The sequence below is a fragment of the Shinella fusca genome, from assembly GCF_014203155.1.
Taxonomy (GTDB): domain Bacteria; phylum Pseudomonadota; class Alphaproteobacteria; order Rhizobiales; family Rhizobiaceae; genus Shinella; species Shinella fusca.
In genome coordinates, this window is record NZ_JACHIK010000007.1 from 152,325 (window position 1) to 169,166 (window position 16,842).

Annotated in this window: 16 protein-coding genes; 3 read left to right on the forward strand and 13 right to left on the reverse strand. The window is 67.9% G+C overall.

What is annotated here, in order from left to right:
• Nucleotides 1-34: 34 nt before the first annotated feature.
• The 7 genes from lhpI to HNQ66_RS12395 form a co-directional block, all read right to left on the reverse strand.
• Nucleotides 35-1,717 (reverse strand): cis-3-hydroxy-L-proline dehydratase, encoded by a 1,683-nt coding sequence (gene lhpI, locus HNQ66_RS12365; RefSeq protein ID WP_184144459.1) that lies wholly within the window; start codon nucleotides 1,715-1,717, stop codon nucleotides 35-37.
• A 10-nt stretch (nucleotides 1,718-1,727) separates the two neighbouring features.
• Entirely contained in the window at nucleotides 1,728-2,978 is a 1,251-nt protein-coding gene (locus HNQ66_RS12370) for an NAD(P)/FAD-dependent oxidoreductase (protein WP_184144460.1), read from the reverse strand.
• 7 nt (nucleotides 2,979-2,985) lie between these two features.
• Entirely contained in the window at nucleotides 2,986-3,708 is a 723-nt protein-coding gene (locus HNQ66_RS12375) for an amino acid ABC transporter ATP-binding protein (RefSeq protein ID WP_184144461.1), read from the reverse strand.
• On the reverse strand, nucleotides 3,701-4,354 hold the full coding sequence (locus HNQ66_RS12380; protein ID WP_184144462.1) for an amino acid ABC transporter permease: 654 nt from the start codon (nucleotides 4,352-4,354) through the stop codon (nucleotides 3,701-3,703). The genes HNQ66_RS12375 and HNQ66_RS12380 overlap by 8 nt, the downstream gene beginning before the upstream one ends.
• A 12-nt stretch (nucleotides 4,355-4,366) precedes the next feature.
• Nucleotides 4,367-5,032: an amino acid ABC transporter permease gene (locus tag HNQ66_RS12385; RefSeq protein WP_184144463.1), complete on the reverse strand. Its 666-nt coding sequence runs from the start codon at nucleotides 5,030-5,032 to the stop codon at nucleotides 4,367-4,369.
• Between the two features lie 68 nt (nucleotides 5,033-5,100).
• Nucleotides 5,101-5,910, reverse strand: coding sequence for an ABC transporter substrate-binding protein (locus tag HNQ66_RS12390; RefSeq protein WP_184144464.1), 810 nt, complete (start codon nucleotides 5,908-5,910; stop codon nucleotides 5,101-5,103).
• Nucleotides 5,911-6,087: 177 nt separating this feature from the next.
• Nucleotides 6,088-7,605 (reverse strand): aldehyde dehydrogenase (NADP(+)), encoded by a 1,518-nt coding sequence (locus tag HNQ66_RS12395; protein WP_184144465.1) that lies wholly within the window; start codon nucleotides 7,603-7,605, stop codon nucleotides 6,088-6,090.
• Between the two features lie 140 nt (nucleotides 7,606-7,745).
• On the opposite strand from HNQ66_RS12395, the gene HNQ66_RS12400 reads away from it, so the two are divergent.
• A complete protein-coding gene (locus tag HNQ66_RS12400; protein WP_184144466.1) occupies nucleotides 7,746-8,783 on the forward strand; it encodes an Ldh family oxidoreductase in 1,038 nt (345 codons plus the stop codon).
• A gap of 140 nt (nucleotides 8,784-8,923) precedes the next feature.
• On the opposite strand, the gene HNQ66_RS12405 is transcribed toward HNQ66_RS12400, so the two are convergent.
• The 4 genes from HNQ66_RS12405 to HNQ66_RS12420 all read right to left on the reverse strand — a co-directional run bounded on the left by HNQ66_RS12405 (nucleotide 8,924) and on the right by HNQ66_RS12420 (nucleotide 12,446).
• Nucleotides 8,924-9,886 (reverse strand): dihydrodipicolinate synthase family protein, encoded by a 963-nt coding sequence (locus tag HNQ66_RS12405; RefSeq protein WP_184144467.1) that lies wholly within the window; start codon nucleotides 9,884-9,886, stop codon nucleotides 8,924-8,926.
• 114 nt (nucleotides 9,887-10,000) lie between these two features.
• Nucleotides 10,001-10,705 (reverse strand): GntR family transcriptional regulator, encoded by a 705-nt coding sequence (locus HNQ66_RS12410; RefSeq protein WP_184144468.1) that lies wholly within the window; start codon nucleotides 10,703-10,705, stop codon nucleotides 10,001-10,003.
• 202 nt (nucleotides 10,706-10,907) lie between these two features.
• Nucleotides 10,908-11,252: an ArsC family reductase gene (locus HNQ66_RS12415; RefSeq protein WP_184144469.1), complete on the reverse strand. Its 345-nt coding sequence runs from the start codon at nucleotides 11,250-11,252 to the stop codon at nucleotides 10,908-10,910.
• 24 nt (nucleotides 11,253-11,276) lie between these two features.
• Nucleotides 11,277-12,446 (reverse strand): amino acid aminotransferase, encoded by a 1,170-nt coding sequence (locus HNQ66_RS12420; protein ID WP_184144470.1) that lies wholly within the window; start codon nucleotides 12,444-12,446, stop codon nucleotides 11,277-11,279.
• A 241-nt stretch (nucleotides 12,447-12,687) separates the two neighbouring features.
• Here HNQ66_RS12420 and HNQ66_RS12425 point away from each other — a divergent pair, with 241 nt between their 5' ends.
• Entirely contained in the window at nucleotides 12,688-13,530 is an 843-nt protein-coding gene (locus HNQ66_RS12425) for an endonuclease/exonuclease/phosphatase family protein (protein ID WP_380779164.1), read from the forward strand.
• Here the strand turns inward: HNQ66_RS12425 and HNQ66_RS12430 are convergent.
• Nucleotides 13,502-14,962: a phospholipase D-like domain-containing protein gene (locus tag HNQ66_RS12430; protein WP_184144471.1), complete on the reverse strand. Its 1,461-nt coding sequence runs from the start codon at nucleotides 14,960-14,962 to the stop codon at nucleotides 13,502-13,504. The two genes, HNQ66_RS12425 and HNQ66_RS12430, sit on opposite strands and share 29 nt — an antisense overlap.
• Nucleotides 14,963-15,077: 115 nt before the next feature.
• Complete coding sequence (locus HNQ66_RS12435; protein WP_184144472.1) at nucleotides 15,078-16,136, reverse strand: M14 family metallopeptidase; 1,059 nt, start codon at nucleotides 16,134-16,136, stop codon at nucleotides 15,078-15,080.
• Nucleotides 16,137-16,268: 132 nt separating this feature from the next.
• Between HNQ66_RS12435 and HNQ66_RS12440 the strand changes: the two genes are divergently transcribed.
• Complete coding sequence (locus HNQ66_RS12440) at nucleotides 16,269-16,829, forward strand: methylated-DNA--[protein]-cysteine S-methyltransferase (RefSeq protein WP_184144473.1); 561 nt, start codon at nucleotides 16,269-16,271, stop codon at nucleotides 16,827-16,829.
• Nucleotides 16,830-16,842: the final 13 nt, after the last annotated feature.

A 16,842-nucleotide genomic window follows, 5' to 3' on the forward strand; every position in this document is an offset into this window, starting at 1 on the left:
GGAAAGGCGGGGACGAAGGGGGAAATTCCCGTCGTCAGGCGAGCCAGGCCGGCAGGCGTGGCGGCACGCGGCCGGTCAGCGCCGCCTCCACGCAATCGGCAAGGTTGCCGAAGCGCACGGTGCGGCCGGAAAGACCCGGGCCGTAATGGGCGTATTTGCCGGAATTGGTGATGAGCGCCCGCGTCTTCGTCGGGAAGACGGGCTCGGAGATCGAGCACCAGCAGAGGTCCGGCAGCACCTGCACACCGCTTTCCCGCAGCCGGGCAAGGACGTCGCCGGCTTCGGCCATGACGTCGCGGCCGGCGGTGACGATCACCGTGACGTCCCCGTGCCGCTTGCGGCCGGCAAGCGCGTCGGCGAAGGCGCGGCATTCGGAGGCCGAGGCATGCGGGCTGCCGATGGCGACGAGCTCGACTTCTTCGGGGCCGTCGTTGAACATCGTCCAGACGTCGATCATGTCGGCGCGGGTGATCGCCGCACGGTCGGCATCCGGCGCGGCGGCGCCCTCGGCCTCGGGCGTCACGCCCTCGATATGCAGCATGGGTGCGGCCGAGGTGGTGCCGAAGGCGGCGCAGAGGGCCTTGAGGTCGTCCCGCGTCGGTTTCGCATCGACAAGGCCGGTGAGGAGGGGGATGCGGTCCGGCGCGGCGCGGCCGGCGAGATAGCCGACCAGCGGCCAGAAGGCGTCGTCGATCTTCTCGGGAAGCTCCACCGCGATGACGCGGCTCGCCTTGCGGTGTTCGGCAAGATAGACGCCGGAAAGCGGCGCGCGGCCGGTGAGGGCGATGCAGAGGTCGAGGAAGTCCGGGTGCTTGGCCGTGCGCGCGCCGAGCACGGTGTTGGCGAAGATCACGGCATTGGATTCGGCCCAGGCGATCGCCTCGCCCGCCTTCGGCGCGCTGTCGAGCAGGTAGGGCGAGCAGGTAAAGGTCGGCCGGCAGCCCATGCGCACATAGGCGTCGGCAAGCCGGGCGGCCGGATCGCCGAAGTCGTGCGGCACGCCCTGCCTCTCCCAGTTGGCGCGGTCGACGGAAATGGCGTTCATCGTGGTCGGCACGCGCACCTTCGCGCCCATGTCCGCCATCTTCTCGGCAAAGGTCAGGTTGGCGGGGCTGGCATAGATGCAGCCGTCGATATGGCCCTGCACCACGTCGACGAGCTTTTCCGCGCCCTGCTGGGCGGCCATGGCGGCGGTGATGCGCATGGCGAGCTGCACGGCGATGCCGTCGCGGCCCTCCAGCATGGCGCGGTCGTCGCCGGTGAGGTCGAGCGCGGCGGTGGCGGGCGGGGAGACGGGGACCGTCAGGCCGTCGGCCTCGATGGCCGTGTCGCCTATCCTTGCCGACTTCGCCCGACAGAGCGTGTCGAAGGCATCGTGAGAGAGGCGCAGCACCGGCAGCGACTTGCCGAACATCTCGGCGGCGATGAGCGCGCCGAGGGTCAGCACGTCCTCCGCCTCGCTGAAGATGAGGGCCGCGGGCGCGCGGCCGGTCAGCGCGAGGTCGAGCAGCACGCCGGAGCCCGTGCAGGAGCCGCGGCTCGACGGCATCATCAGGATGCCGCCGGTGATCGTTCTGCCGTGCAGCGGATGGTGCACGTCGATGACCTTGCCGGTCGCCGGATCGACCCCGCCCCAGAAGCTCAGCGCCTCTCCCGCCGCGATGATCGGGCCGGCGGCGGTGCCGGCGAGGATGCTGCGGGCGGAAAGGTCGGCCATGGGACGGCTCCTAGAAGCGTTGCGGAGAGAAGGGGGCGATGTCGATGCTCGTCGGCTGCCCCGTCAGGAGCTCGGCGACGAGACGGGCGGTGCCGGCCGACTGGGTGAGGCCGAGATGGCCGTGGCCGAAGGCGTAGACGACGTTCGCCGTCGCGCGGGCGCGGCCGATGGCCGGCAGGCTGTCCGGCATGGAGGGGCGGAAGCCCATCCACTGCACGCCGCCGTCCGGCTTCAGGCCGGGCAGGAAGCGCCGCGCCTTCTCCAGCATGGCTTCCGACCGGCGGAAGTTCGGCGGTAGCTTCAGTCCGCCGAGCTCCACCGCGCCGCCAACGCGGATGCCGGTCGAAAGCCGGGTGACGACGAAGCCGTGGCCGCCGAAGGTGACCTGCGTGCGGAGGTCGAAGGCGTCCGCCGGCAGCGTCGTGTTGTAGCCGCGCTCGGTTTCGAGCGGGATGTTTTCGCCAAGGCCGCGCGCAAGAAGGTGCGAGAAGGCGCCGGCTGCGAGCACGACCCGCTCCACGCGCCGCGTGCGCCCGTCCGCGGTGGCGATCTCCACGCCGCCGTCTATGGCTTTCAGGCCGGAGACCTCGGCGCGCTCGATCACGCCGCCCCTGGCACGGAAATGGTCGGCGAGCGCCAGCGTGTAGAGCTTCGGGTCGGCGATGGAATACCAGCCGGGCGTGAAGGTGCCGTGCGTGAAGCGCGGGGCGAGGCCGGGCTGGATCTCCGCCATCCCGGCGGCGTCCATGTGGCGGAATTCGATGCCGTGTTCCGCGCGGGCCTTCCAGCCGGGCAGCGAGGTGTCGAGCTCGGCTTGGCTCTCGTAGACCTGGAGATTGCCTTCCTTGCGCAGCATGGACGCCGTGCCGGTCTCAGTGAGGAACGGTTCGAGCGCGGCCTTGGAAAGGTCCATCAGCGCCGTCTGCGCGGCGGTGGAAAGGGCGACGCGGCTCGCCGAGCAGGCGCGCCAGAAGCGGAACATCCACGGCGCGATCTGCATGGCATAGGACGGCGGTATGCTGAGCGGCCCGAGCGGGTCGAGCAGCCATTTCGGCGCTTTCCTCAGGATGCCGGGCGAGGCGAGCGGCAGGATGTCGGTGAAGGCGAAGGCGCCTGCGTTGCCGGCGGAGGCGCCCGCGGCGGGAGCCTCGCGTTCGAGGACGGTGACGGCAAGGCCGCGCGCCTCAAGCGCGATGGCGGCCGACAGGCCGACCACGCCGGCGCCGATGACGACGACGCCGGGCTCGATTTCGGTTTTCATGTTGGCCTCAGTGCGTTGCGGCGAGGAAGGTCTGGAGCTCGGGGTCCTTCGGCGCGTCGAACAGCTCTTCCGGCGGGGCGATCTCGGCCATCACGCCCTTGTGGAAGAAGGCAACGCGGTCGGAGACCTCGCGGGCGAACTTCATTTCATGCGTCACGCAGATCATCGTCATGCCCTCGGAGGCGAGCATGCGCAGCGTGTCGAGCACTTCGCCGACGAGCTGCGGGTCGAGCGCCGAGGTCACCTCGTCGAACAGCATGTAGGCTGGCGACATGGCGAGCGCGCGGGCGATCGCCATGCGCTGCTGCTGGCCGCCGGACATGCGGCTCGGATAGACCTTGAGCTTGTCGGCGAGCCCGACATGGCTGAGCTGCTTGACGGCCATCGCCTCGGCCTCGGCCTTCGACTGGCCGAGCACCTTGACCGGCGCCAGCATGACGTTCTCCAGCACGGTCAGGTGCGGGAAGGCGTTGAACTGCTGGAAGACGATGCCGAGCTTGCGCCGCAGCTTGTTGAGGTCCGTGCCCTTGGCATGGACGTCGGTGCCGTCGACGACGATGCGGCCGGCGTCGATGGTCTCCAGCCCGTTGATGCAGGTCAGCAGCGTCGACTTGCCCGAGCCCGAGCCGCCGATGATGGTCAGCACCTCGCCCTTCTTCACGGTGAGGTTGATCCCCTTGAGGACTTCGAGCTGGCCGAAGGATTTGCGGACGTTTTCGATCTCAATCATTGGGGGACCACCGTTTTTCGAGATACCCGCCAAGCCGGGCGACTGGGAAGGAGATGATGAAGTAGATGGCGCCGCAGATGATGAGGATGAACAGCGGCTCCTGAAGGCGCGTGACGAGGATCTGCGAGGCGCGCAGCAGCTCGATGAGGCCGAGCCAGAGCACGAGCGCCGAATCCTTCATGACGCCGAGCGTCAGGCCGATCCAGGCGGGCAGCGAGACGCGCGTGGCGAGCGGGGCCACGATGTAGCGCATGTCCTGCCACCAGGTGAGACCCAGCGAGCGGGCGGCGCGGCGCGTCGTCGCCGGCACGGAGGAGATGCCGCCGCGCACGATCTCGGTGCAATAAGCGGCCGTATAGAGCGACAGCACGACGCAGGACGTGGTGAAGGGCGGCCAGCCGAGCTTGAAGATAGACTGCGCCGCATTGCCGAGCACGAGCTGGATGAGCAGCGGCACGGAGCGGAAGACGTCGAGCAGGAAGGTCAGCGGGATCGACCAGTAGGGACCGGCCTGGTTGCGGATGACGCCGAAGACGATGCCGAGGATGGTGCCCGCGATGACGGAGACGGCGGTGACGGCGAGCGTCATGGCCGCGCCCTGCGCGAGGAAGCCGAGATCGGCCAGGGTGAGGGAGGTGTCGAACATGGCTTACCCCTCTCAGTAGCGGAACATGCGCGCGGCGAAGAGGCGCGCGATGAGCGTCACGGCCTTGGCGATGAGATAGTAGATCACCGCCGCGATCGCGAAGAATTCGAAGGTGCGGAAGGAACGGGCGTTCAGCTCCTGCGTGACGCCGGCAAGGTCGGTATTCATGCCGACGGTGACGCCGAGCGAGGTCATCAGGATCGCCCAGACCATCTGGTTGGTGGCCGGCAGGAAGGCGACGCGCAGCATCTGCGGCAGCACGATGTAGCGGAAGGCCTGCAGCGGCGTCATGCCGAGCGAACGGCCGGCGCGCGTCTGCGTGTCCGGGATCGCCTTCAGCGCGCCGCGGAAGTTCTCCGCAAGATAGCCGGCATTGTTGAAGGCGATGCCGACCAGAAGCGCCGTATAGGGGCTGAGGTGGATGCCGAAATTGCCGAGGCCGAAATGGGCCATGTAGATCTGGAAGAGCGCCGGCGTGTTGCGCGCGATCTCGACCCAGCCCGTGGCGAAGCCGCTCAAGGCGCGGTTGCCGGACAGGCGGAAGAGCGTCAGCGCCAGGGCGACCGCAAGGCCGACGACCATGGACAGGATCGCGATCTGCAGCGTGACCAGAGCGCCGTCCAGCATCTGCGGCAGCGCCTTGAACGCCTGGTTCCAGTGGAAGGAATAACTGATCATTGCCGTCTCACCCTTCGGAAACGAACAGCGGCGCGGGAGATCGTCCCGCGCCGCCGGGAAGCGGCAGATTAGCGATAAACGCCGTTGACGGACAGGGACGGAAGGTCGCCGCCGACCCACTTCTCGTAGAGCTCGGCGTAGCGGCCGGTACGGACCTGCTGGTTGATGAAGAGGTTCAGGTAGTTGATGAGGCCGTATTCTTCGCGGTTGGTGAAGAGCGAGACGTAGTCGATGTCGTAAGGAGCCATGCCGACGACGGAGATGCCGGCGAACTTGCCGCTCTTGACGTTGGACTGGGCAACCGTCGAGGTCGAGACGGTGGCGTCGATCTGGCCCTGGCTGAGCGCGAGGAAGACGTCGGCCTGGGTCTGGTACGGACGGAATTCCCCGGCGCCCCATTCCTTGACCGATTTTTCGAGCGCGATGGCCTCGAACGTGCCGGCGGTGGCGCCGACGGTCTTGCCCTTCATGTCCTCGAAGGACTTGATGCCCGACTTGTCGTTGGCGGTGACGGCCATCTGGAAGGCGAAGTAGGGGATCGTCATGCCGACGGTCTTGGCGCGTTCCAGCGTGTCGGAGGTCGAGGCGACGCCGACGTCGACGCGGCCGGACATCAGGGCCGGGATGCGTTCCGGGAAGGGCGTTTCGACGATTTCGGCCGTGACGCCGAGCGCCTTGGCGAGGTCGTTGCAGTAATCGACGTCGAAGCCGATCGGGTTGTTGTTCTCGTCGCGCGAGCCCATCGGCGGGAAGTCGAGGACGACGGCGCAGCGCAGCGTGCCGGACGAGATGATGTCGTCCAGCTTGTCGGCCTTGGCCGGGCTGGTCAAAGCGGTGGCGGCAACGAGGCCGAAGGCGAGGACCGAGGTCTTCTTCATAACTCTCTCCCTGGGTTGGTCTGTCGATCCACGCGGGCGGAGGTCCGTCCTGCGCCAGAGGCGTAAATCTCCTCTAAAATACAAGTAATATACAAAAAGTATATACCTGCGGCGAGAAAATGTGCGGAGCATGGCCGTTCCGTGACGGCCGCGCTCCGCAGGGGGCAGGCCCTTGACTTAGTTGAGGAAATCCTCCGGCAGCAGGCATTCCGGCATGTTCTGGTAGGAGACCGGGCGCAGGAAGCGGCGGATCGACAGGGTGCCGACGCTCGTCGCGCCGAAATTGGTCGAGGCCGGGTAGGGGCCGCCGTGAACCATGGAATCCACCACTTCGACGCCCGTCGGGAAGCCGTTGACCAGCACGCGGCCGGCCTTGCGTTCCAGCACCGGGCGCAGGCGCTTGGCGTCATCGAGGTCGCCGGCATCCATGTGGATCGTCGCCGTCAGCTGGCCCTCGAAGTTGCGGGCGAGCTTTTCCATCTCGTCCACCGAGGAGACGCGCACGACGAGGCCGAGCGGGCCGAAGACCTCTTCGGAGAGCGCATGGTCGGCGAGGAACTGTTCGCCGGAGATCTCGAAGAGGTTCGGCAGCGCCTCGCGGCCTGAGGACTGCGTCGTCAGCAGCGGCTTGACCGTGTTGCGGCTCTCGAAGCGCGCCTGGCCGTCGTGATAGGCCTTGGCGATGCCGTCGGTCAGCATGGTCTGCGGGCCGACCTTGGAGAGCGCCTCCACGGCGGCGGCCGTGAAGCGGTCGGCATCCGCGCCGTCCGTGACGACGGCGATGCCCGGATTGGTGCAGAACTGGCCGGCGCCCATGGTGAGCGAGCCCGCCCAGCCCTGGCCGAGGCCTTCCGCGCGGGCCTTCATGGCTTCCGGCAGCAGGAACATCGGGTTGACCGAGCCGAGCTCGCCGAAGAACGGGATTGGTTCCGGGCGGGCGGCGCACAGGTTGAAGAGGGCGCGGCCGCCGGCAAGCGAGCCGGTGAAGCCCACGGCCTTGATCAGCGGATGCTGCACGACGGCTTCGCCGACCTGGCGGTTGCCGCCCTGGATCAGCGAGAAGACGCCCGGATGCACGCCGGTCTTTTCGATGGCGGCAAGGACCGCCTCGGCGACGATCTCGCCGGTGCCCGGATGGGCGGAATGCCCCTTGACGACGACGGGGCAGCCGGCGGCAAGCGCCGCGGCCGTGTCGCCGCCGGCCGTCGAGAAGGCGAGCGGGAAGTTGGAGGCGCCGAAGACGGCGACCGGGCCGATCGGCCGCTGGATCAGGCGGATTTCCGGACGCGGCGCCGGCTGGCGGTCCGGCTGGGCGGCATCGAAGCGGCGGTCGAGGAAGTCGCCCTTCTCGATATGGTCGGCGAAGAGGCGGAGCTGGCCGGTCGTGCGGCCGCGCTCGCCCTGGAGGCGCGCGACGGGAAGGCCGGTCTCCTGCGTGCCGATCTCGGTGATGGCCTCGGCGCGGGCCTCGATCTCGTCGGCGATGGCGCGCAGGAAGGCGGCGCGCGTCGCACGGGAGGAATAGCCGTAGCTGAGGAAGGCTTCCTCTGCGGCCTCTGCGGCGCGGTTCACCAGCTCGACCGTGCCGACGGCGAATGCATGTGCCGGGCCATGGGCGGGAGAGGAGGTGAACGTGCCGTTGCCGTCCAGCCATTGACCGGCGACGAGGTGTTTACCGTTGGGAGTGAAAGCCATTTGACGTACCTTTCTCGGGGGATAGGGATTCGCCCGGCAGGAGAGGCGGGCGAATTGCACTTGTCGAAATCTTGTATACTCTATGTATGCAATTGTTCAATCGCCAACCTGCCGTGGTCGGCCAACCTGACGAGACGAAAATGACGCAAAGCTCCACCCTGACGATTGACGCCCTTCATGCGCGTGTCGAAGCGATCTTCCTGAAGGCCGGCCTCAATGCAGTGCAGGCCGGAGCGCTTGCCCGCGTCATTGTCGCCGGTGAGCGTGACGCCTGCAAGTCTCACGGGATCTATCGTATCGAGGGTGCGCTGCGCACCGTCAAGGCCGGCAAGGTCAGGCCGGATGCGGTGCCGGTGCTCGACCGCAACGAGGGTTCGGCCATCGTCAAGGTCGATGCCGCGGGCGGCTTTGCCAACCCGGCCTTCGAGCTCGGCGTTCCGGTGCTTGCCGAACGTGCCCGCACGCTCGGCATCGCCGCCCTCGTCATCAACGACTGCACGCATTTCTCGGCGCTCTGGCCGGAGGTGGAGGCGGTGACGAAGGAAGGCCTTGCCGCTCTCGTCATGTGCCCGAGCTATGCGACGGTCGCCCCCACCGGCGGCAGCAAGCCGCTGCTCGGCACCAATCCCTTCGCCTTCGGCTGGCCGCGCAAGGGGGCCCCGCCCTATGTCTTCGACTTCGCCACCTCCGTCGCCGCGCGCGGCGAGATCGAATTGCACCGCCGTGCCGGCAAGCAGCTTCCCGAAGGCTGGGCGATCGACGCCGACGGCAACCCGACCACCGATCCGGAAGCCGCGCTTGCCGGCGCCATGCTGCCTTTCGGCGGGCACAAGGGCTCGGCCATCGGCACGATGATCGAGCTTCTCGCCGGCATCATGATCGGCGACCTGACGAGCCCGGAAGTGCTCGACTATCTCGGCACGACGACGCTCGTCCCCTTCCACGGCGAGCTCATCATCGCCATGTCGCCGGAAGCCTTCGCCAAGGGCCGCCCGGGCGATCCCTTCGCCCGCGCCGAAGTGCTCTTCGAGGCCATCGTCGGCGGCGGCGCACGCCTGCCCTCCCAGCGCCGCTTCGCCGCCCGCGGCAAGTCGGAAGCCGAGGGCGTCACGCTGACCGCCGCCGAGGTGGAGCAGCTCGACCGCCTGCTGGACGAGGGCCTCGACGCGGTCAACTGACCGCGGCCCGGCCTCACCCCGCTCTCGGCGTCATCCCCCGGGCTTGACCCGAGGATCCACGCCCCACGACACGCCTTCGCCACAGGCAAAACAAAAAGGCCCTCCTTGCGGAGGGCCTTTCGCTTGGGAGGCGCGTAAATTTACGCCTTGTAGGTCTGCACGGCGCCGGGGAGCTCGCTCCATTCGGCATACCAGGTGTCGAAGAGCTTGAGCTGGCTTTCGACATAGCCGCGCTGGCTGTCGGAGAGCGCGTCGGTCTCGTTGAAGTGCAGCGTGTATTCCTTGTCGCCCTTCAGCACCATCATGTGCTTGAAGTAGAGGACGAGGTCCGGGCCTTCGTCGAACGAGGAGAGCACGCCGAGGGCCGATTCCAGCTCCAGCGCGCGGGCGCGGGCGTCCGCATCGCCCCGGGCGGCCGCCTGGGCGAGGTTGCACATGTGGAGGACTTCCTTCGGCAGCACGCAGCCGATGCCGGTGATCGCGCCGACGGCGCCGCAATTGACGAAGCCGTGGAAGACGCAGGTGTCGACGCCGATCATCAGCGAGACGTCGTCGTCCCGGCTGGTGATGTTCTCGGCCGCATAGCGCATGTCGGCAGCGCCGCCGAATTCCTTGAAGCCGACGAGGTTCTTGTGGTCCTGGCGCAGCGCGAAGAAGAGGTCGGCGCGCGTGGCGAAGCCGTAATAGGGGCTGTTGTAGATGACGGCCGGAAGATCGGGGGCGGCCGAGAGGATCGCCTTGAAGTGGTTCTTCTGGGCGGCGATGACGGAGCCGCGGGAAAGGACGCGCGGGATGACCATCAGGCCCTGCGCGCCGACCTTCTGGGCGTGGGCGGCATGCGCGACGGCCGAGGCGGTGTTGACGGCGCCGGTGCCGACGATGACCGGGATGCCGGCCTTCACGAGGCGTTCGACGCCTTCCATGCGCTGTTCGTCGGTCAGGAGCGGCCAGTCACCCATCGAGCCGCAATAGACGACGGCGGACATGCCCTTTTCGATCAGTTCCTTGCCCTTGCGCACCAGCGCGTCGAAGTCGGGCGTGCGGTCGTCCTTGCAGGGGGTCATCAGGGCGGGAATGACACCGGAAAAAATCTTGGCCTTCATGTCGATCTCCTATGGCGGGTTCGGTCGGGCGGTCGGCGATGCAAGGCCTCCCCCTCTCTCGACGATGGATATAGCATCTTGTATTTTATTTGTCGACAAGAAAAATACAAAAGCTCAAAGCGCGATATCGAGCCTGTCGTTCCGGCTGAAAAGCTTTTGCACCTGCGCGACGATCGCCTCCGCATGCGCCTTGCCGAGCCGGTCCGCCTCCTCGATGTCGCGCGCCTCGATGGCGGCGATGATCGCGGCATGCTCGTCCACGAAGCGCTGCGGGAACTGCTCTTCGTAGGACTGGTAATAGAGCTGCAGGATGCGACGGCCCTCATCGAGCAGCCGACGGAACAGGCTGGTGAAATAGGGATTGCGGCCGGCCTCGGCGATGGCGGCGTGGAAGGCGGCATTGGTGGCGATCATCGTCAGGTTGTCGCGCATGGCCAGCGCCGCCGCATAATCCTCGTGGAAGCCCCTGATGACCGGCAGGTCCTCGGGCCGGTGGTTCTGCGCGGCAAGCCGCGTCGTCACCCGGTACATCAGCACCAGCGCGTCGAAGAAGGTGTGGAGGTTGAGGAAATCGATGTTCGACACCATGGTCGAGCGGTTCGGCAGGGTCTCGATCAACCCTTCGCCGGCAAGCCGCACCAAGGCTTCGCGGATCGGCGTGCGCGACATCTTGAACCGCTCGGCAAGCTGCACCTCGTCGATGGGGCTGCCGGGGGCGAGCTTCAGGTCGAGGATCTGGTCGCGCAGGAGGTCGTAGACCATCTTCACGCCGGAGCCGCGCTTGCGTTCGGGCAGGGAATGGGAATCGGTGTCGGTCATCGAAAATCCTCTTGTCGACAAAAGAAATACAATTGTCCGCCGGCGCTATCAATCGTTTTAAGTGGGCCCTTTGGCGAAAGCGCCGTCAAGCCCGCCGGGCCGGCAGGCGACAAGAAGGATGGGGAAAGCCGCATGCGCGCAGCCCGTTCCGCGCCCCGCCGCGGGGAAGCGGCAGGGGGAGGCAGGGTTCGGTGCGGGCCGGTCAGAAAAGGGTTTCGTAGATTTCCGGCTTGAAGCCGGCCGTCAGCGCGCCGTCGCGGTCGAGGATGGGGCGCTTGATCATCGATGGCTGGGCCTGCATCAGCGCGATGGCCCTGGCGGCGTCGAGGTCCTGCTTGTCGGCGTCCGGCAGGGCGCGGAAGGTGGTGCCGGCCCGGTTCAGCACGGCTTCCCAGCCGAGCGCGCCGACGAAGCGCGTCAGGCTCGCCGCGTCGATGCCCTCGGCCTTGTAGTCGTGGAAACGGTAGGCGACGCCCCTGGCGTCCAGCCAGGCCCGCGCCTTCTTCATCGTGTCGCAGTTCCTGATGCCGTAGATCGTGACGGTCATGCGCCTCTCCTCATGCCCTGCCGCTCAAAGGCTCAGGAACTTCTCGATGACGGCATCGACCTCCGCCGTCTTCAGGCCGGCGATGTTGATGCGGCCGGAGGTCGGCATGTAGATCGCCTGCTCGGCGCGCAGCTTCAGCACGTCCGCCGCCTCCAGCGGCAGCAGCGAGAACATGCCTTCCTGCTCGCGGATGGCCGTCGCCACCTGCCAGCGGCGGGAAAGGCCGGCGGCAAGGCGCTCGCGGATGGCGGTGATGCGCAGGCGCATCGCTTCGATCTCCGCCATCCAGTCCGCCTTCAGCGCTTCATCGCCGAGGATCGTGCTGACGATGGCCGAGCCGTGGTCCGGCGGCATGGAATAGTTGACGCGGGCGAGCGCCGCGAGGTTGCTGCGCAGCGCCGGCACGGCATCGGCATTGCCGCAGGCGGCATAGATCGCGCCCGTGCGCTCGCGGTAAAGCCCGAAGGACTTCGAGCAGGAGACGGCGACCAGCATTTCCGGCACGGCGGCAAGCAGCATGCGCAGGCCCGCGGCATCCTCGTCGAGGCCGCGGCCGTAGCCCTGGTAGGCGATGTCGACGAGCGGCATCAGGCCGCGCGCGGCGATGAGGTCCGTGACGGCGCGCCACTGCTCGGCGGAGAGGTTCGCGCCTGTCGGGTTGTGGCAGCTTGCGTGCAGCAGCACGGCGTCGCCGGGCGCCGCGCCCGAAAGCGCCTCCACCATGCGCTCGAAGAGCACGCTCTGCGAGGGAATGTCGAAGAAGGGATAGGTGGCGATCTCCAGGCCGGCGGCCTGGAAGATGCTGGCATGGTTCGGCCAGGTCGGCATGCCGAGCCAGATGCGCTTGACGCCGAGGCGCACGAGAAGGTCGCCGCCGATGCGCAGCGCACCCGAGCCGCCCGGCGTCTGCAGGCCGGCGACGGCGCGTCCGCGTCCGGCTTCGCCCGCCGTCAGGTCCCACAGGCGCTCGAGGAAGACGGGGTCGCCTTCCGGGCCGACATAGGCCTTGGTCGGCTGCGTCTCGACGAGGCGGCGCTCGGCCTCCTTCACCGCGCGGAAGATCGGCGTCGCGCCCGTCTCGTCGCGGTAGACGCCGACGCCGAGGTCCACTTTGCCGGGCCGGGCATCGGCGCGGTAAAGGCCGATGAGGGCGAGCAGCGGGTCGTCGGGCTGGGGGGCGAGGGCGTCGAACATGGCCGGGATTCCTGTGCGGGGGTCTGTGCTGCAAGCGGTTTAGGCCAAAGTTCGCGCAAAATCGACAGGGATATTGCGCTAGTCGCGCAAGAAACGTCGCACCCCCCCCCCGGGTTTTGCGCGGAAGACGGGCATGGGCGGCACGCGCTGCCCCGATATTTGCGGAACCTTCCTGTCGCAGGGTGGTTGCCGGAAGGAAGCCGCCCCCCATATGATGACCGGGTGCCATGAGGAAGGTCCGTTGGACAGGAATGCCAAGATCGCACAGGCCGCGCTGCTGACGGCCATTCGCAACCGCCGCGGCCATCGGCCGCCGGAGAACAATCGCCCGGGCGACACCGTGATCGCGTCCTACAACGTGCACAAATGCGTGGGCGTCGACCGGCGCTTCGATCCCGGGCGCACGGCATGCGTGATCGCCGAGATCGATGCGGACATCATCGCCGTGCAGGAGGCCGACAAGCGGTTCGGCGAGCGCTCCGGCCTCCTCGACCTCGAAGCGCTGGAGCGCGACTGCGGCCTCGTGCCGGTGCCGATCACCGCGCTCTCCTCGACCGGCCACGGCTGGCACGGCAACATGATCATGATCCGCAAGGGGGCGGTCGGCGGCGTGCGGCAATTGAAGCTGCCGGGTGTCGAGCCGCGCGGCGCGCTGGTCGTGACGCTCGACCTGCCGCTCGGCAAGCTGCGGCTCGTCGCGGCGCATTTCGGCCTCCTCAGGCGCTCGCGCGAGCAGCAGGCGATGGCGATCCTCGCCTCGGTGGCGGAGGAAGAGGAAATGCCCACCCTGCTCGTCGGCGACCTCAACGAATGGCGTGTCGGCCGGCGGTCCTCGCTCGCCCGCCTCCAGCCGACCTTCGATCCGGCCTCCGGCGCGGTGCCGAGCTTTCCCTCGCGCTTTCCCGTGCTGGCGCTCGACCGGGCGCTCGGCCATCCGCACGACCTCGTCACCTCCGTGGAGGTGCACGACACGCCGCTCGCCCGCCTTGCCTCCGATCACCTGCCGATCAAGGCGCATATCGACCTCAAGGTTGCCTCGGAGCGGAGCGCGGCGCCTAAAGATACGGCGAGCCGAGCCATGTGATGCGCTCGACGAGGCGCTGGGCGAAGGGCCGGGCCTTCAGGTCCTCCAGCCTCACCTCTTCGGCGCTCGACAGCGCGGCGGCGATGCGTCGGCCGATGAGGTCGGCGAAACCCGCATCGATCACCTCGATATCCACCTCGAAGTTCAGCCGCAGCGAGCGCGGGTCCATGTTGGACGAGCCGACATAGGACCAGGCGCCGTCGACGACCGTGAGCTTGGAATGGTTGAAGGGCCCCGACGCGCGCCAGATGCGGCAGCCGTATTTCAGGAGCTGGTCGAACTGCGCGGTCATGGCGAGGTCGACGAGCTTGAGGTTGTTGGAGGAGGGGACGACGATGTCGATCGCCACCCCGCGCCGCGCCGCCGTCACGATGGCGCTGATCAGCTCCCGGTCCGGCAGGAAATAGGGCGACATGATGCGGATATGCCGCTTGGCGACCGAGACGGCGCCCATCAGCATGCGGTGGTTGGTCTCAAGGCTCTTGTCCGGCCCGGAGGCAACGACGCGGGCGAACATGCCGCTTCCCGGCGCATCCGGCGGCGGGGCGATCTGCCAGGCCTCGCCGGAAAGGTCGTCGCCGCCGGAAAAGCGCCAGTCCTCGTAGGCGATGCGGAAGAGATCGCCGACGACCGGGCCGGTGAGGCGGAAATGCGTGTCGAGCGCGGCGGCCTCGCCGGAGAACTCCGTGCAGAAGCCCGAGCGGATGTTGAGCCCGCCGGTAAAGGCGAGGCTGCCGTCGACGACGAGGATTTTCCGGTGGGTGCGCAGGTTCGCATAGGGCAGGCGCAGCCCCATGACGATATTGCCGTTGAAGACGTCCGCCGGCACCTTCGCCCGCCTGAGGTCCGAGACGATGGAGGGGATGGAGTAGCGGGCGCCGACGGCGTCGATCAGCACGCGGACCGCGACGCCCCGCGCCACGGCCGCCGAAAGCGCCGCGACGAAGCGCTCGCCGGCATCGTCGCGGTCGAAGATATAGGTTTCGAGCAGGATGGAGCGTTCGGCGGCGCCGATCGCGGCGAGCATGGCGGCGTAAGCCTCGTCGCCGGTCGAAAGCAGGTCGATGCGGTTGCCGGACGTGAGCTTGCAGCGCCCCACCGTATCGCCGAGCCGCAGCATGGCGGCCAGCGCCTCGCCGTAGATCGCCTGCACTTCCGTGTCTGAGACGTCGTATTCCTCGAGATGGTGCCAGCCGGCGGCAAGCAGCCCCTCGCGGCCGAGATTGAGCGTCTTGCGGCGGATGCGGTTGACCCCGCCGACGGCGTAGATGAGCGGTCCGACGACGGGCGAGAGCACGATGACGCCGACCCAGCCGATGGCCGCGCGGACCTCCTCCTTCGTCATCGTCGCGTGGATGGCGGCCGGAACGCCGAGGGCGACCGACAGGACGACGAGGATATGGGGCCAGTAGGCCGAGAGCGTCTCAAACATGATGCGTGCGGATTATCCCAGGCCGGCAGCCGTTGTGCCTCTATATATTGCCTGGGACGATCCGAATGCGAGAGGGAGGAACATGCAAGCGGCGAAAGATTTTCGCCGCCGTCGGTCAGTCCTCCAGCGTGCCGGGCTTGCGGTCCTTGCGGGTCGCCTCGCGGCAGGCGATCTTCATCAGGTCGTCGCCGCGCCGGGCATGGCGGGCGGAGCTGCGCGTGGCGACCAGCCCGTCGTGGCGCGCCGTCACCTCCAGCGTGCCGTCCGCCTCGCCCGGCCGCACGATCAGTGTCGCCAGCAGGTCGCCGGCCTTCACCTCCTCGCCGATGTCGCGGTGGAAGAGGATCGTGCCCGGCTCGGGCGCACGCACCATCTCGATATTGTCGAGCGGCACGGCAGGGCCGGCATAGGTTCTTGCCTGATGCGCCGGATCGGCGACGATGCCGCGGCCGGCAAGGAAGGTCCACAGCCCGTCCGCATCGTGCTTTGCCATGTCGGGATAGACGTCGCGCCGGCCGCGCAGTTCCACGGTCGTCGCGAGCCGGCCGGGAACGCTTTTCAGCTTGTCGCCGCCCTGGTGCTTGAAGGCATGGCCGACGGCCTCCTCGAAGGCGGTGCTTTCGCCGTCGGAGAGGAACACGGCCTGCATGTCGAGGCTTGAGGCAAGGTCTGCCGCCTCCGGCCAGAAGGCCTCGTCGATATAGGCATATTGCAGGGATTCGTCGTCGCAATGCAGGTCGAGCACGAGGTCGGCGCCGAGCGCGGTGTGCAGCAGCGTGCGCTTCAGCCGGTCGGCGGCGCTGCGGCGCTCCAGGCCTTCGAGCAGGCCGTCGCGTCCGGCAAGCGCCACCAGCGGGAAGTCGCGGTTGAAATTGGTGCGCGAGCCGAGGTCGAAGCGGCCCTGCATCTCGCCGAAATGCGACTGGGCGAGCCCGATCGGGTTCGCCTGCGGCACGACGGTGATGTCGCCGCGGATCGCACCCTCGCCATCGGCCTTGCGCAGCCGCTCGAGGAAGAAATGGAGGAGGGCGGTGCCCGGCAGCTCGTTGGAATGCAGCGCCGCCTGGATATAGACGGAGGGCGCCGCCGCATCGCTGCCCTTGAAGCGGTAGACCGGCACGCGCCATTCGATGCCAGCCGTATCGCCGCCGATGATGATCTCGGATCGTTCCACGTCGTCTCCTCCTGAATCGTTTGCCGAGGGTTATGCGAATTGCCCGCGCATGGCGCAAGCCCCGGCAAGAAACGGGTTGAAAGTCGCCGGGCAAAGCCCGATCTTGTGACAAAACGGGAACAGGAGCCGGATATGGCCCACAAGACGCACTATCTGATCTTCGAGACCGAGGCCGGTCCGTGCGGCATCGCCTGGAGCGAGGCCGGCGTCCTGCGTTTCCAGCTTCCCGGCGAGAGCGCCGAGACCACGCGCCGCCTGCTGCTGCGCCATCTGCCCGAGGCGGAGCCGGCCGAGCCGCCGCCGGCCGTCGCGAAGGCTGTCGCCGGGGCGAAGCGCTATTTCGCCGGCGAAGCCGCGGATTTTTCCGACGTGCCGCTCGACCTTGCCGGCCAGAGCGTTTTCTTCCTGAAGGTCTATGCGGCGGCGCGCCGCCTCCACTGGGGCGAGACGACGACCTACGGCACACTCGCCCGCGAGCTCGGTGCCGGGCCGGAGGCGGCCCGCGAGGTGGGGCAGGCCATGGCGAAGAACCCCGTCGCCCTCATCATCCCCTGCCATCGGGTGCTCGCCGCCGGCGGCAAGGTCGGGGGCTTCTCCGCGCCCGGCGGGGCGTCGTCGAAACTGAAGATGCTGGCGCTGGAAGGCATCTCCCTTGCTGCGCCGGAGCCGGCGCAGCAATCGTTCGGGTTCTGAGCAGGCTACGCGG

Excerpts from the sequence above, each read along its gene's own strand:
- lhpI (WP_184144459.1), bottom strand. The coding sequence starts at position 1,717 with ATGGCCGACCTTTCCGCCCGCAGCATCCTCGCCGGCACCGCCGCCGGC.
- HNQ66_RS12370 (WP_184144460.1), bottom strand. The coding sequence starts at position 2,978 with ATGAAAACCGAAATCGAGCCCGGCGTCGTCGTCATCGGCGCCGGCGTG.
- HNQ66_RS12375 (WP_184144461.1), bottom strand. The coding sequence starts at position 3,708 with ATGATTGAGATCGAAAACGTCCGCAAATCCTTCGGCCAGCTCGAAGTC.
- HNQ66_RS12380 (WP_184144462.1), bottom strand. The coding sequence starts at position 4,354 with ATGTTCGACACCTCCCTCACCCTGGCCGATCTCGGCTTCCTCGCGCAG.
- HNQ66_RS12385 (WP_184144463.1), bottom strand. The coding sequence starts at position 5,032 with ATGATCAGTTATTCCTTCCACTGGAACCAGGCGTTCAAGGCGCTGCCG.
- HNQ66_RS12390 (WP_184144464.1), bottom strand. The coding sequence starts at position 5,910 with ATGAAGAAGACCTCGGTCCTCGCCTTCGGCCTCGTTGCCGCCACCGCT.
- HNQ66_RS12395 (WP_184144465.1), bottom strand. The coding sequence starts at position 7,605 with ATGGCTTTCACTCCCAACGGTAAACACCTCGTCGCCGGTCAATGGCTG.
- HNQ66_RS12400 (WP_184144466.1), top strand. The coding sequence starts at position 7,746 with ATGACGCAAAGCTCCACCCTGACGATTGACGCCCTTCATGCGCGTGTC.
- HNQ66_RS12405 (WP_184144467.1), bottom strand. The coding sequence starts at position 9,886 with ATGAAGGCCAAGATTTTTTCCGGTGTCATTCCCGCCCTGATGACCCCC.
- HNQ66_RS12410 (WP_184144468.1), bottom strand. The coding sequence starts at position 10,705 with ATGACCGACACCGATTCCCATTCCCTGCCCGAACGCAAGCGCGGCTCC.
- HNQ66_RS12415 (WP_184144469.1), bottom strand. The coding sequence starts at position 11,252 with ATGACCGTCACGATCTACGGCATCAGGAACTGCGACACGATGAAGAAG.
- HNQ66_RS12420 (WP_184144470.1), bottom strand. The coding sequence starts at position 12,446 with ATGTTCGACGCCCTCGCCCCCCAGCCCGACGACCCGCTGCTCGCCCTC.
- HNQ66_RS12430 (WP_184144471.1), bottom strand. The coding sequence starts at position 14,962 with ATGTTTGAGACGCTCTCGGCCTACTGGCCCCATATCCTCGTCGTCCTG.
- HNQ66_RS12440 (WP_184144473.1), top strand. The coding sequence starts at position 16,269 with ATGGCCCACAAGACGCACTATCTGATCTTCGAGACCGAGGCCGGTCCG.